The following is a 13735-nucleotide window of genomic DNA, read 5'->3' on the forward strand; positions in this document are numbered from 1 at the left end:
CCCGCTAAGTGAATTGGATTCACATTTCGGGTTGCACGTTAGGTGATCTGGACCACTGACTGCAAGTCACGGCCAGTGCGTTCGCGGTGACCACGAGCAAGATTCCAGCCCAATGGTGGAGTGCGAGGGTCTCCCCCAGCAGGAGCAGGCCCGCCAGCGCGGCCAGCACGGGGTGCACGCTGCACACCAGCCCGAAGAGCCGCGCGGGCACCTTGCGCAACGCGATCACGTCCGCCGCGTAGGGCACGACGCTGCAGAACACGCCAGCCGCCACGGCGTACAGGATCGCCATGCCGTTGAACTGGCCGTTCACGACGAGGAACACCGCGACCGGCACGTAGAGCAACGCGGACACGCTCGTCGCCGCGGCCGGCGCCTGCAGGCCCGGCAGCCGTTGCCCGACCAGGCGGTTGAGCAGGATGTACGCGGCCCAGCTCGCGGCGGCCAGCAGCCCGGCGCCGATGCCCAGCCAGTCGCTCGACGGCCCCGGCAGCACCAGCACGTACACGCCGACGGCCGCGATCACCACGAACAGGAAGTCCAGCCGCGTCCGCGAACCGGCCAGCGCCACGCCCAACGGCCCGAGGACCTCCAGCGTCACGGCGAGCCCGAGCCCGATGCGGTCGACGGCGGTGTAGAGGCTCAGGTTCATCGTGGCGAACACCAGCCCCAGGGCGATCGTCGGCCACCACTGCGCCCAGGTGAATCTTCGCGGGTCCGGGCGGGCGACCGGCAGCAACACCGCCGCCGCCACGAACTGGCGCACGGCCACGACCCCGGCCGGTCCGATCGAGGCGAACGCGTGCGCGCCGACCGCGGCACCGAGCTGGCTGCTGGCCGCGCTGGCGGTGATCGTGGCGAATCCACCGAGGCTCTTCATGCGACCCAGCCTGACCACGCGCAGGCGATACCGGAAATGCACGCGCCGCCTCAACCATACGTCCGGCGTATAGATCGGTTACGCTCTGCGCATGGATCTGCGCCACCTGAAGGCATTCGTCGCCGTGGTGGACGCCGGCACGTTCACCGACGCCGCCACCGCCCTGGGCCTCACCCAGGCGTCCGTCTCGCGGTCGGTCGCCGCGCTGGAGGCCACGCTCGGAACCCGTCTCCTGCAACGCTCGCCCCGGCACGTCTCGCTCACCACCACCGGCGCCCAGGTGCTGGAGAGCGCCCGGCGCGTGCTGGACGAGGTCGCGCACCTGCAGCGGATCGCGAACCAGTCGCTCACCGAACTGCGCATCGGTTACGCGTGGTCAGCGCTGGGCAAGCACACCCGGCGCGTGCAGAAGGCGTGGGCGCACCAGCACGCGGGCCTGCCGCTGGTGTTCGTCCAGTCGAACTCGCCGTCCTCCGGGCTGGCCGAGGGCCTGGCCGACGTCGCGGTCGTCCGCACCGCGCTCGACGACCAGCGGTTCGAGACGGCCCTGCTCGGCACCGAACGCCGCTACGGCGTGGTCGCGACGGACAACCCGTTGGCGCGCAAGCGTTCGCTCAAGCTCGCCGACCTCGCCAAGTACGGCATCGCGGTGGACGACCGCACCGGCACGACCACGCTGGACCTCTGGCAGCCCGGCAAGGCGCCCGCCGTCGTGCGCAACACCCACAGCGTCGACGAGTGGCTCACGCTGATCGCCGCCGGACAGGCCGTCGGCATGACCTCGGAGGCCACCGCGAGCCTCAACCCGCGCCCCGGCGTCGCCTACCGGGCCGTGGTGGACGCGCCGCCGATCGCGGTGTGGCTCGCGTGGTGGAAGGACCAGCCGCCGCAGCACCTCACCGACCTGATCACCATCGCGTGCGACGCCTATCGGGTGTGAGAAAACCCCGCCACAGCACGGAGATGAGTGGACGTTTCCTCCCTCGGAACGGCCAGGAAGCTCACTTAGGGTCACATCCCATGGACGGGCTGATGCAACCCCGGCCGCTCACCATCGCGCACATCCTGGAGCGGGCCGAACGCCTCTACGCGCACAAGCAGGTCGTGTCCGACGAGGAGAGGAGCACCTACGCCGAGGTGGCCGGGCAGGTCCGGCGGCTCGCCACCGCGCTCGACTCCCTCGACGTCCCGCCAGGCGCTCGCGTGGCCACGTTCGCCACCAACACCCGGCGCCACCTGGAGCTCTACCTCGCGGTCCCGATCACCAAGCGGATCCTGCACTCGCTCAACATCCGGCTCTCCGCCGAGCACCTCACCTACATCGTCACCCACGCCCAGGACGACGTCGTCTTCGTCGACCGCGCGCTGCTCCCCCGGATCTGGCCCAGCGCCGCGGAGATGCCGTCCGTGCGGCACTGGGTCGTGCTGCCCGACGACAGCGGCGTGCCCATTCCCGACGACCCGCGCGTCCTGCTCTACGACGACCTGGTCGACACCTCGGCCCCGTTCACCGGGTCGTTCGAGGACACCTTCACCCTCGCGGACGAGAACCTGGCCTCCGGTCTCTGCTACACCTCCGGCACCACCGGACCGCCGAAGGGCGTGCTCTACAGCCACCGGTCGACCGTGCTGCACTGCCTGGGCACGCTCGCGGCCGGGTTCATCGGCCTGTGCGAGAGCGACGTCGTGATGCCGATCGTGCCGATGTTCCACGCCAACGCGTGGGGCCTGCCCTACGGCGCGATGATGACCGGCGCGTCCCTGGTGCTGCCCGGCCCGTCGAACGAGCCGGAGCACCTGCTGTCGTTGATGGAGACCGAACGGGTCACCGTGGCCGGCGCCGTGCCGACGGTCTGGACGAGCCTCGCCCCCGGCCTGCGCTCCCGCGACCTGAGCGCGACGCGGTTCCTGCTGGGCGGCGGCTCCGCGATCGCCCCGGCGCTGTCGGAGACCTACCGCGCCACGATCGGCGTGCCCATCACGCACTCCTGGGGCATGACCGAGATCAGTCCGGTCGGGACGATCGGCGGCACCCGGACCCAGCACGACCCCCTCACCGAGGACGAGCGGATCGCGGCGCGCGCGGCCCAGGGCCAGCCGCTCCCGCTGGTGAACCTCCGGATCGCCGACGTCGAGACCGGCGCGGAACTGCCGCGTGACGGCAAGGCGATCGGCGAGCTGCAGGTGGCGGGCCCGTGGGTCGCGGGCGGCTACTTCCTCGTGGACGCGGCCGACCGGTTCACCGCGGACGGCTGGCTGCGCACCGGCGACCTCGCCACCGTCGACGCCGACGGGTTCATCAGGCTGGTCGACCGGATGAAGGACCTGATCAAGTCCGGCGGCGAGTGGATCTCGTCGGTCGAGCTGGAGAGCGCACTCGCCTCGCACGCCGACGTGGTCGAGGTCGCCGTGGTCGCCCGGCCCGACCCGCGCTGGGTCGAACGGCCGGTCGCCTACGTCGTGCTGCGCGACGGCAGCGCCACCACGGGCGAGGACCTGTTGCGGCACATCACCCCGCTGGTCGCGAAGTGGTGGCTGCCCGACGAGGTGTTCTTCCGGACGGCCCTGCCGAAGACGGGCACCGGCAAGCTGTCCAAGAGCGCACTAAGGGGCTAGAGCACGGCCCGCAGCCGGTGCAGTTCGAGGCCGAGGCGCAGCTCCAGGTCGTTCTCGGTGCGCCAGTCGGGACCGAGCACGTCGCCGACCCGGTCCAGCCGTTTGAGCAACGTGTTGACGTGCACGTGCAACGCGCGCGCCGTCGCCGCGACGTTCGCACGGTGGTCGTAGTAGGTGGTGAGCGTGCCGACGAGGTCCGTGCCACGACGCTCGTCGTGCGAGGCGAGCGGCCCGACCGACGTGGCGAGGAAGCGGTCGAGGTCGTCGACCCGCTCCACGTCGAACACCAAGGCGTACAAGGCATAACGGCCGGTCGTGGTGCCGCGGTCGGTGTGCCCGAGCGCCCTCATCACCGTGCCGCAGCGACCGGCCAGCGAGAACGCGCGCGCCCAGTCGTGACCCACCGCCCGCTCCCCCACCACCACGACCGGACCTCCGCAGGCGCGGCGCAACCGGCGGTGGACCTCCTCGACGGTGCGGTCGTCGTCCTTGCTCGGCACGATCATCGTGGCCCTGCCGAGGTGTTCGCCGGCGAGCCCCGACCGCTCCCGCGCGATGTCGTGCAGGTGGCGCACCAGGTCGGTGGTGGACTCCGCGACGACCACCAGGTTCAGCCCGTCGGCGTCGATGTGCCGCGCCTGGGCCCGCGACCGCTGCGAGGGGCTGATGCCGGGGCTGCCGACCATCAGCTCGGTGAGCAACTCGCCGCTCAGCCGTTCGCTCGCGTCGGCGACCGCGCGTTCCTTGAGGATGAGCAACCCCAGGATGTGCGTGGCGCGTTCGAGGGTGCGCAGGTCCATGTCGTCGGAGACCCCGTGCTCCGGCAAGGCCTTCCGGCTCCACGACAACGCCCCGAGGTGGCTGTCGCCCGCCCGGATCGGGGCCACGCTGTGCGCGATGCCGTCGGTGACCGACGTCGTGACCCTGCCGGAACGGTGCCCGGCGGCGTCGGCCCGGTCGAGCACGGCCACGCTGCCGCCGAGCTGCCCGGCGAGGAGCTGCGCGACGTCGTCCGGGGTGCCGCCTTCGAGGACCACGCCCGTCAGCGTCTCGTGGATCGCCTGCGCGCGTTCCACCGAGGCGACGTGTTCTTTGAGTCCCCGCAACGCGATCCGGCTCTCCTCGTAGAGCCGGGCGTTGTCGAGCGCGACCGCCGCGTGGTCGGCGAACGCGCTGAGCAACGCGATCTCGCCCGCGTGGAACGACCGCTCGGAGCGGTACGCGGCGAACAGCGCGCCCACCACCTCGTCCCGGATCACCAGCGGCACGCCGAGCAGCGCGACGAGGTCCTCGGTGCCGACCAGGCGGTCGAAGCCCGCGTCGTGGTCGATGTGGGACGCGGCGGCGTAGTTGCGCACCCACTGCGGCCGCCGGGTGGCCATCACCTTGCCGCCCAGCCCGACCCCGGCCGGGATGGTCGCGCTCAGGAACGCCGCCGAGATCGTGCCCTCCGCCGCCTTCGCCGACAGCCTGCCGTCCGCGACCAGCGAGAGGTACGTGAAGTCCGTGCCCATCAGGTCGTGGGCGTGCCGGACGATCGACTGCAGCACGTCGTCCAGCTCGCCGAGCGCGGTCAGCGACTTCGCCGTCGCGTACAACGACGCCAGCTCCCGTTGCCGGCGCACCAGCTCGTCCGTTTCCGTCACCGCCCCATTCTGACCCAGGTGGCGGTGGAGGAAAGGTCCACCGAATCCATGAGGGCGGTGTGTGATCTGGACCTCGGCTCGCCACGCCCGCCGCCCTAGCGTTGGCCGTCATCACCTGCCGGTTCACCGACGAAGGCGGCATGTATGACGACCCCTGTGGCCCAGCCGGAGCAGATCCGGCAGCGCGGGTTCCGCAAGCTCCTGACCGCGGGCCTGATCGGCAGCTCGATCGAGTGGTACGACTTCTTCCTCTACGGGACCGCGGCCGCGCTGGTGTTCCCGAAGGTGTTCTTCCCCCAGTCGTCGGCGCTCACCGGCACGCTGCTCGCGTTCAGCACGTTCTGGGCGGGGTTCGTGGCGCGGCCGGTCGGCGGGGTGCTCGCCGGGCACTTCGGCGACAAGTACGGGCGCAAGCCGGTCGTCGTCACGTGCCTCGCGCTGATGGGCGCGGCGACGTTCCTGATCGGCTGCCTGCCCAGCGCGTCGTCGGTGGGCGCCCTGGCGCCGGTCCTGCTGGTGACGCTGCGGTTCCTGCAGGGGCTCGCGGCGGGCGGCCAGTGGGGCGGGATCATGTTGCTGCTGACCGAGTCCGCGAGCCCGAAGCGGCGCGGGTTCGCCGGGACGTTCGGCCAGACCAGCGTGCCGGTGGCGGTGATCGTCTCGAACCTGATCTTCGTGGCCGCGAGCGGGCTGATGCCGAACGACGCGTTCCTCAGCTGGGGCTGGCGGATCCCGTTCCTGCTCAGCATCGTGATGTTCGGCGTGGTCCTGTACGTCCAGTCCAAAGTGGAGGACACGCCGGAGTTCCGCGCGTTGCAGAGCGAGGTGGCCCGGCCGGAACGCGCGGTGGTCAGGGCGCCTCTCGCGCAGGTCATCCGGTCCCGGTGGGGCACGATCCTGCTCGCCTGCGGGATCCTCTCCGCGACCAACAGCCTGTTCTACGTCAGCATCGCCGGGCTGCTGAACTACGGCACCACGTCGTTGAAGCTCGACCGCAACGGGCTGCTCACCGTGGTGCTGCTCAGTTCCGTGGCGATGCTCGCGGTGCTCCCCTGGTCGGGCCACCTCTCCGACCGGATCGGGCGCCGTCCGCTGATCCTGATCGGCGGGCTGGGCGTGGCGGCGTGGGGCTTCCCCTACTTCGGGCTGGTCAACACCGCGTCACTGCCGCTGATCTTCGTCGCCGTGGTGGTCGGGTTCGTCTTCCAGAGCCTCACCTACGGGCCGATCGCGAGTTTCCTCGGCGAACTGTTCGCGCCCAACGTCCGGTACTCCGGCGCGTCGCTGTCGTACCAGCTGTCCGCGATCGTCATCAGCGGTGGCACGCCGTTCCTGATGACGGCGCTGATCGCGGAGACCGGCAGCACCCTGCCCGTCGCCGCCTACATCACGCTCATGGGGCTGATCACGTTCGGCTGCGCGTGGTTCCTGCCCGAGACGAACCCGGCCGAGGTCCGCGCGGACCCGCAGGCCGTACCCGGCACGCACCTCTACCGCTGAAAGGACACCGGTGGTGAAGACCCCTGTCGTGCTGGCCGCCGCTCTTCTTCTGCTCGGCGGAACCCCTGCTCTCGCAACGTCCTCCGCGTCCTGCGCCTCACTGGCCGGGGTGGCGATCCCGGCCTCGGTGTTCAGCCTGCCGACGAACGGTGGGCGCGTGACTGCCGCCGCCGACACGTCCAGCGTCGTGAGTGGACAGACGATCACCTACTGCCAGGTCGATGCCGACGTCCTCCCGGTCGACCGGTCGGCGCCTGCCATCAAGATGCGCGTGGCGTTGCCTTCCGGCTGGAACCACAAGGCGTTGATGTTCGGTGGTGGCGGGTACAACGGCACGATTCCGGCGTTGACCGGCACCGTGCCGTTCGGTGCCGGGGACGCGCCGCTGGCCCGCCGGTACGTGGTGTTCGCCAGCGACTCGGGCCATCAGCAGAAGCCGGGGACGGTGCCGTCGCTGGACGGGTCGTTCGGGGTGAACGACGAGGCGTTGCGGAACTTCGCCGCCGGGGACGCGTTGAAGAAGACCTACGACGCGAGCATGTTCCTGGTCAGGCGCGCCTACGGACGTGGTCCGGCGCAGACCTTCTTCGCCGGCGGGTCGACAGGCGGTCGCGAGGCGCTCGTCGTCGCCCAGCGGTGGCCGGACGCGTTCGACGGCGTGATCTCCGGCTTCCCGGCGTGGAACAACCTCGCCGAAGGTCTGTACCTGGGCTACCTGACGCAGGTGCTGGCGAAACCCGGCGCGTTTCCCGGTCCGGCTGAGCAGACGTTGTTGTACGACAGCGTGATCCGTGCGTGCGACGGCGCGGACGGCGTGCGCGACGGCGTCGTCTCGAACCCCGGCTGCCGGTTCGACCCGCGCACGCTGAGGTGCCCGCAGGCCGCCGGTTGTCTGTCGGACGCGCAGATCGAGGCCGTGACGGCGATGTCCACGCCGTTCCGCTGGCCGTACCGGGTCGCGAGCGGCGAGACGAACTACCCCGGCTTCCCGTTCCTGTCCGGCGCGGACATGCGGACGCCGTTCCTCGGGTTCGGCACCACGGCCCCGGCGAACCCGATGCCGGTCACCAGCGGCTACGGCCTGCAGTACTGGGACCAGTGGGTGAAGCACTTCCTGACCCGCGACCCCGGTTTCAGCGCCCTCGACCTCGACCCGCGACGGCCGGGGAAGTGGCTCGCCCGGATCAGCGAACTGTCCACGATCCAGGACCGCAACGACACCGACCTGCGCCCGTTCGCCCGCTCCGGCGGCAAGCTGATCCTGTTGCACGGCAACGCGGACGAGCTCGTCTCGCACCGTTCGACCAACGACTACTACGAGCGCGTCCGCGACCGGCTCGGACCCGCCACGACCGACGGGTTCCTGCGGTACTACGTCGTGCCCGGCGCCAACCACGCGAACTTCGGCACCCCGGCGTTCGCCGCGGGCTGGGACTCGCTCACCGCGCTCGAACGCTGGGTCTCCAGCGGACGATCACCGCGCAACCCCGTGGTCACCGACCTGACCCACGACCGGACCCGGCCGCTCTGCGACTACCCGGGCTGGCCGCGGTACCGCGCAGGCGACCCGGACGACGCGGCGAGCTTCAGCTGCGCGGCTCCCCGAGCCTGAACACCTCGTGGATGACGCCGATCAACGCCCTGGTGGCGGCGCTCGGCCTGCGTCCGGCCGGCCAAGCGAGCCCGAGCGGCCAGTTCAGGTCCGCGCCCGTCACCGTCAGCGTCTTGACGCCGGGCGCGGCGCCGATGATGTAGTTCGGCAGCAACACGACGCCCAGCCCGTGCCGCACGAAGTCGACGCCCGTGAAGATGTCGGACATCTCCACGGTCACCCGGCGCGGCACGGCGTTGGCGGCGAACGCCCGGTCGGCCACCATCCGGTTGCCGTAACCGAGCGGCGAGTCGATGAAGTCGAGGCCCGCGAGGTCGCCGATCGGCACCTCGTCCCGCGCGGCCAGCGGGTGGTCGATCGGCACGACGAGGTCCATCACCGACTGCGACAGCTCGTCGAGCACGATCCCGTCCGGCACCTCGCCGGGCAGCGACACGAACGACAGGTCGAGCCGCCGGTCCAGCAGCTGCTCGACGAGCCCGAGCGACCCCGACGTCGACGCGTTCGTGCGCACCAGCACGCCGGGGTGCCGCCGGTGGAACTCGCCGAGCAGCGCGGGCAGGTTGATCAGCGTCACCGAGGTCAGCGTGCCGAGCCGGACCGTGCCGGTCAGCCCGCCCTGGGCCAGTGCGACGGCGTCCCGGGCCTCGCTGACGGCGTCCAGGACGGCCTGCGCCCTGGGCAGCAGCGCCTCGCCCGCGTCGGTGAGCAGGACGCGCTTGGAGTTGCGGTCGAGCAGGGACGCGCCGAGCTCGCGTTCGAGGGTCTTGATCGCGGCCGAGACCGCGGACTGCACGACGTGCACGCGCGCGGCGGCACGGGTGAAGCTCGCCTCCTCGGCGACCGCGACGAAGTACTCGAGCTGGCGTAGGTCCACACCTGCGAGTATCTCATCTGCTGATGATCGCTAGCTCCAACTTTCGTTGGACGTGATGCTTGCAGGTCCGCACAGTGGTGGCATGTCTCTGGTCCTCGATTCGCCCGCGATCGAACAACCCGCCCCGAGCAAGCACCACGGCCGTGGCTTCTGGGCAGTGGCCCTGACGTTCCTCGTGGCCAGCGCCTACTCCACCGTCCCCGCTCCCCTGTTCCCGCTCTACGTCGCGCGCGAGGGCTTCACGACGTTCGACATCACGGTGGTGTTCGCGGCGTTCGCGGTCGGCGTGGTGATCAGCCTCGTGCTGGCGGGCCACGTCTCGGACTGGGTGGGCCGCAAGGCGATCCTGATCCCCGCGCTGACGCTGGAGATCGTCTCCGCCCTGCTGTTCCTGACCAGCACCTCGCTGCCGGTGCTGATCGTGGCGCGGGTGATCAACGGCCTCGGCATCGGCATGATCGTCGCCACCTCCACCGCGTACCTCTACGACCTGCACACCAGGCACCGCCCCGGCGCCACCCCGCGCCGGTTCGAGATCGTGTCCACCGCCGCCAACATCGGCGGGCTCGGCGTCGGCGCGCTGATCGCGGGCGTGCTCGCGCAGTACGTCCCGGCGCCGCTGAGCACCCCGTACGTCGTGCTGGCCGTGCTGCTGGTCGTGTCGGTCGCCGCCGTCGCGCTGACGCCGGAGACCGTCGAACGCCGGCGCTTGCCCTACCGGCCGCAGCGGATCTCCGCCGACCACGGCGACCGTCGCGGTTACCTCGCCGCCGGCGCCGGCGCGTTCGCCGCGTTCTCGGTGTTCGGCGTGTTCACGTCGGTGTCGCCGGGGTTCGTGGCGGGCGAACTGCACCACCCGTCGCGGCTGCTGGCCGGGCTCGTGGTGTTCCTCGTGTTCGGAGGCGCAGCCGTGGCGCAGACGGTGACGGGCTCGTTGTCCGCCGGAGTGCGCCGGGTGCTGGGGCTCGGCGGTCAGGCGCTGGGCCTGGTGCTGGTGGTCGCCGGGATGTACGCGACGAGCTTCCCGGTGTTCCTGGTCGGCGGCGCGATCGCGGGCATCGGCGCGGGCGTGCAGTTCAAGGCGTCGATCGGCGCCGTCGCGGCGATGGCGGCCCCGGCCAGGCGCGGTGAGGCGCTGGCGACGTTGTTCTTCATCGCCTACCTCGGGCTGAGCGTGCCGTCGCTGTCGATCGGCCTCGCGACCCGCTACCTCGCCCCGGCGACCGTGATGACCTGGTTCGCCGGGGTCCTGCTGGTGTTGCTGGCAGGGGTGGCCGCGCTCAGTCGACGTGCCGCGTGAACGGGTGCCGGACGTCCTTCTGGCACGCGAAGATGTTCAGGTTGCCTTCCCGCCCGAACGACCACTCGACGTCCTCACCGGACGGTTCGCTGGTGCCGAGGGACAGCAGCTGCCGCTGTTCCGAACCGCACTCGGAGCAGGTGAAGGTGGCCGGGCCGGTCTGCCACCAGGCGGTCCAGCCGCCGATCTTCGAGCCGGCGGACGTCTCCGGCCAGTCGGCTTCCTCGAGCTCCTCCGGCCGGTCGTACGGGTGGGCGTACTCGGTGAACCTGATCGGCTCCAGCACGTTCACCGTCGGCGTGTAGAGCTCCTCCTGCACCGAGGGTTCCGGCTCCTCCTCGATCAGCTCGATCACGGTCGTGGAGTCGCGCCACACCAGGCGCACGTCCGGGCCGAAGCAGTCGTCGAGGTTGTGGTGCAACGTGCACAGGAAGACCTGGAGCAGGTCCGTGCCGTCGGGGAACGGCAGCTCCGGGAAGTCCCGCTGGTAGAGCTGCACGGCGCCGACGAACGGCGTCCGCACCCCCACCGCCTCCGGGTTGAGGTCGTCGTGCCGGGTGCCGTCGCACCACGGCCACGGCTCGTCGATCGGCCACAGCATCGGCCCGCCGATGTGGCTGTCCGCGTCCGTCGGTTCCCCCGCGGCCGGGTTGAGCAGCACCGCGGGCCGCGCCCAGTTCTCCTTGTCCGACACAAGCCGGAAGGCTAGCGGGGTAACGATGTCCCGCCTCGCACCGACCCCGGTGGCATGAGGTTCTTGATCGCGCTGCTCGCCGTCCTCGCCGCCGGGTGCAGCACCGAGGTCACCGGGTCCGGCACGGGCTCCGGTTCGGTGGCGCCACCGACGACGACCCAGCAGACGACCGAAGAGGCGCCGACCACCACCGAGGCGGCGGAGAAAACCGCTTTGGACGGTGTGCCGCCCGACCAGTACGAGGGCATGCCGTCGCAGTACTGCGACAGGCCGTTCGTCGGCGCGCTGGGCAAACCGATGCTGGCGGTCGTCATGGAGACGCCGTCGGGCCGGTTGACCTGCGACCAGGCCGGGGCGGTGCTGTTCGACTACTACGCCGAGCGGTCCGACCCGAAGACCGGGCTGCCCGCGCTGAAGATCGGTCCGATGTCGTGCAACCAGGTCCCCGAGGGGATCATGCCGCAGGTCGTGTGCGCGGACGCGGACAACGTCATCTACTCGATGTGGCCCCAGACATGAGAAAACGGGGGTGGAGCGCTCAGCTCCACCCCCGTTCTCGCTGGGACTAGTCCGTGCCGAACTCCATCGCGGCCGCGTCGAGCAGCTCGTCGGCCGCCGACACCTCACCGCGCGAGGCGATGGCCTCGGCGCCGCCGTCCGGGACCTCGCCGATCAGCTGCGTCGGCTCGGGTTGGGCGGAGATGAGCGCCGACTGGCGGGTGCCGACCATGCCGAGGCCCGCGAAGAGCTCCAGCTTGGCGCGGGAGTCCGCGATGTCGAGGTTGCGCATGGTCAGCTGGCCGATGCGGTCCACCGGGCCGAAGGCCGAGTCCTCGGTGCGTTCCATCGACAGCTTGTCCGGGTGGTAGCTGAACGCCGGGCCGGACGTGTCGAGGATCGAGTAGTCGTCGCCCCGGCGCAGCCGCAGCGTGACCTCACCGGTGACCGCGGCGCCGACCCACCGCTGCAGCGACTCGCGCAGCATCAGCGACTGCGGGTCGAGCCAGCGGCCCTCGTACAGCAGCCGGCCGAGCTTGCGGCCCTCGTTGTGGTACGAGGCGACGGTGTCCTCGTTGTGGATCGCGTTCACGAGGCGGTCGTAGGCGATGTAGAGCAACGCCATGCCGGGCGCCTCGTAGATGCCGCGGCTCTTGGCCTCGATGATGCGGTTCTCGATCTGGTCCGACATGCCGAGACCGTGGCGGCCGCCGATGGCGTTCGCCTCCAGCACCAGGTCGACGGAGTCGTGGAACTCCTTGCCGTTGATGGTGACCGGGCGGCCCTGGTCGAAGCCGATGGTGACGTCCTCGGTCGCGATCTCGACCGACGGGTCCCAGAACTTGACGCCCATGATCGGCTCGACGATCTCGATGCCCTCGTTGAGCAGCTCGAGCGACTTGGCCTCGTGGGTGGCGCCCCAGATGTTCGCGTCGGTCGAGTACGCCTTCTCGACGGACGAGCGGTAGGGCAGGTCACGCTCCAGCAGCCACTCGGACATCTCCTTGCGGCCACCGAGCTCGCTCACGAACGCGGCGTCGAGCCACGGCTTGTAGATGCGCAGCGAGGGGTTGGCGAGCAGGCCGTAGCGGTAGAACCGCTCGATGTCGTTGCCCTTGTAGGTGGAGCCGTCGCCCCAGATCTGCACGTCGTCGTCGAGCATGGCGCGCACGAGCATGGTGCCCGTGACGGCCCGCCCGAGCGGAGTCGTGTTGAAGTACGCGCGGCCACCGGAACGGATGTGGAACGCACCGCAGGCCAGCGCCGCGAGACCCTCCTCGACCAGCGCGGACCGGCAGTCGACGAGCCGCGCGATCTCGGCACCGTACGTGCCGGCGCGGCCGGGCACGGTGTCGATCTCGGGCTCGTCGTACTGGCCGATGTCCGCGGTGTACGTGCAGGGCACAGCGCCCTTCTCACGCATCCACGCGACCGCGACGGAGGTGTCGAGACCACCGGAGAAGGCGATGCCGACGCGTTCGCCGGCCGGAAGTGAAGTGAGCACCTTGGACACGTTGAGAATTATGCACGAAGATGTATGGGCATGCACCTAGGGGTTCGTGTTACCTACGCCTCAACGCTATCGCCGCAGGTCCTGGCATTTCACGCTAGATCGAGCTCGTCCGCCTTGGCCCGCATGTACTCGATGTCGCCCTCGCCGCCGAACGCGCGCATGGCCGTGAGCGCCGCATACAGGTGCGCGCCCGCGTACGGGTCCTGCTCCTTGCGGTCGTAGACCTCGTTGAGCGTGGGGTCGTACATGGCGTGCATCATCGCCGCGAGCAGTGCGCGCGCACGGGACGCAACACCCGCGGGCGCGGAAGCGTCGATGATCGGCGTGACGCGTTCCCACACCTCGTCGGGTGCGCCGGGCAGGTAGAGCTGATTGAGCGCGAGCAGGCCGTTCTCCAGCGCCCCCATGACGAGCCTGACCTCGGCCTCGTCCTCGGGCAACGCACGCGCGACGGCGTCCGCGTCCCGGTCGTGATAGGCGATGGCGAGCCGGAGGCCGGCGGCCTGACTGCGGTTCTTGCTCTCGGGCGCTTCGAACCACCACTGCTGTTGCGCGGTCCTGGGGAACATGTCCGCAGTGTGCGGCATGGATGACGATCT

The 13735-nt window shown here is 70.6% G+C and carries 12 protein-coding genes; 6 read left to right on the forward strand and 6 right to left on the reverse strand.

The features are described 5' to 3' along the window. Window positions 1-19: 19 nt before the first annotated feature. Window positions 20-880 (reverse strand): DMT family transporter, encoded by an 861-nt coding sequence (locus ACFWNN_RS06565; RefSeq protein WP_382438861.1) that lies wholly within the window; start codon window positions 878-880, stop codon window positions 20-22. A 91-nt stretch (window positions 881-971) separates the two neighbouring features. Between ACFWNN_RS06565 and ACFWNN_RS06570 the strand changes: the two genes are divergently transcribed. Together ACFWNN_RS06570 and ACFWNN_RS06575 are read left to right on the forward strand one after the other, a co-directional pair. Continuing rightward, window positions 972-1820, forward strand: a complete 849-nt coding sequence (locus ACFWNN_RS06570; RefSeq protein ID WP_382438862.1) for a LysR family transcriptional regulator — start codon at window positions 972-974, stop codon at window positions 1818-1820. Window positions 1821-1900: 80 nt separating this feature from the next. Next, the gene (locus tag ACFWNN_RS06575) at window positions 1901-3496 is read left to right on the forward strand and encodes a long-chain fatty acid--CoA ligase (protein WP_382438863.1); all 1596 of its coding nucleotides are present in this window, start codon (window positions 1901-1903) and stop codon (window positions 3494-3496) included. On the opposite strand, the gene ACFWNN_RS06580 is transcribed toward ACFWNN_RS06575, so the two are convergent. Then, window positions 3493-5142, reverse strand: coding sequence for a helix-turn-helix domain-containing protein (locus ACFWNN_RS06580; protein ID WP_382438864.1), 1650 nt, complete (start codon window positions 5140-5142; stop codon window positions 3493-3495). The two genes, ACFWNN_RS06575 and ACFWNN_RS06580, sit on opposite strands and share 4 nt — an antisense overlap. A 144-nt stretch (window positions 5143-5286) precedes the next feature. Between ACFWNN_RS06580 and ACFWNN_RS06585 the strand changes: the two genes are divergently transcribed. After that, on the forward strand, window positions 5287-6642 hold the full coding sequence (locus ACFWNN_RS06585; RefSeq protein WP_382438865.1) for an MFS transporter: 1356 nt from the start codon (window positions 5287-5289) through the stop codon (window positions 6640-6642). A 13-nt stretch (window positions 6643-6655) separates the two neighbouring features. Further along, complete coding sequence (locus ACFWNN_RS06590) at window positions 6656-8254, forward strand: tannase/feruloyl esterase family alpha/beta hydrolase (RefSeq protein WP_382438866.1); 1599 nt, start codon at window positions 6656-6658, stop codon at window positions 8252-8254. On the opposite strand, the gene ACFWNN_RS06595 is transcribed toward ACFWNN_RS06590, so the two are convergent. After that, window positions 8229-9131: a LysR family transcriptional regulator gene (locus ACFWNN_RS06595; RefSeq protein ID WP_382438867.1), complete on the reverse strand. Its 903-nt coding sequence runs from the start codon at window positions 9129-9131 to the stop codon at window positions 8229-8231. The genes ACFWNN_RS06590 and ACFWNN_RS06595 overlap by 26 nt on opposite strands. An 82-nt stretch (window positions 9132-9213) precedes the next feature. On the opposite strand from ACFWNN_RS06595, the gene ACFWNN_RS06600 reads away from it, so the two are divergent. Next, entirely contained in the window at window positions 9214-10431 is a 1218-nt protein-coding gene (locus ACFWNN_RS06600) for an MFS transporter (RefSeq protein WP_382438868.1), read from the forward strand. Here ACFWNN_RS06600 and ACFWNN_RS06605 read toward each other — a convergent pair. Then, window positions 10412-11125, reverse strand: a complete 714-nt coding sequence (locus ACFWNN_RS06605) for a DUF1963 domain-containing protein (RefSeq protein ID WP_382438869.1) — start codon at window positions 11123-11125, stop codon at window positions 10412-10414. The genes ACFWNN_RS06600 and ACFWNN_RS06605 overlap by 20 nt on opposite strands. Before the next feature lie 54 nt (window positions 11126-11179). Between ACFWNN_RS06605 and ACFWNN_RS06610 the strand changes: the two genes are divergently transcribed. Next, a complete protein-coding gene (locus tag ACFWNN_RS06610) occupies window positions 11180-11644 on the forward strand; it encodes a hypothetical protein (RefSeq protein ID WP_382438870.1) in 465 nt (154 codons plus the stop codon). Window positions 11645-11690: 46 nt separating this feature from the next. Here the strand turns inward: ACFWNN_RS06610 and argG are convergent, their stop codons facing one another. Beyond that, a complete protein-coding gene (argG, locus tag ACFWNN_RS06615; RefSeq protein ID WP_382438871.1) occupies window positions 11691-13136 on the reverse strand; it encodes an argininosuccinate synthase in 1446 nt (481 codons plus the stop codon). An 89-nt stretch (window positions 13137-13225) separates the two neighbouring features. Next, entirely contained in the window at window positions 13226-13705 is a 480-nt protein-coding gene (locus tag ACFWNN_RS06620) for a hypothetical protein (protein ID WP_382438872.1), read from the reverse strand. Between the last annotated feature and the right edge of the window lie 30 nt (window positions 13706-13735).

Origin of the sequence: Lentzea sp. NPDC058450, assembly GCF_042721395.1 — a bacterium.
Taxonomy (GTDB): domain Bacteria; phylum Actinomycetota; class Actinomycetes; order Mycobacteriales; family Pseudonocardiaceae; genus Lentzea.